Below are 239 nucleotides of genomic sequence, written 5' to 3'. Positions count from 1 at the left end.
CCCAGCACAGGGGTGATGATGACGAAGACGATGGACCGGCGGAGGCTGTTGCGCGGGGCCGGGCTTGGCGCCGGTGGGCTTGCGCTCGCCGCATGGATGCCCGCCTGGGCCCAGAGCGTCTCCCCTGGCCTGGCGCCCGACCTGCCGACCGTTTCCGGAGAGGACATCAGGCTCCGGATCGCCCGGCAGCGCATGGCGATCGACGGCCGGCAATATCGGGCGATCGGCGTCAACGGCAC

At 71.5% G+C, this 239-nt stretch carries 1 protein-coding gene; it reads left to right on the top strand.

The genetic code is table 11. From position 1 onward, the window contains the following. Positions 1 to 18: 18 nt before the first annotated feature. Positions 19 to 239: twin-arginine translocation signal domain-containing protein (locus RZA33_RS19760; RefSeq protein WP_322976236.1), on the top strand; the 221-nt coding region annotated here is incomplete at its 3' end.

Origin of the sequence: Halovibrio sp. HP20-59, assembly GCF_033052795.2 — a bacterium.
Taxonomy (GTDB): Bacteria; Pseudomonadota; Gammaproteobacteria; order Pseudomonadales; family Halomonadaceae; genus Vreelandella.
This window is presented reverse-complemented; position numbering and strand designations above follow the sequence as displayed.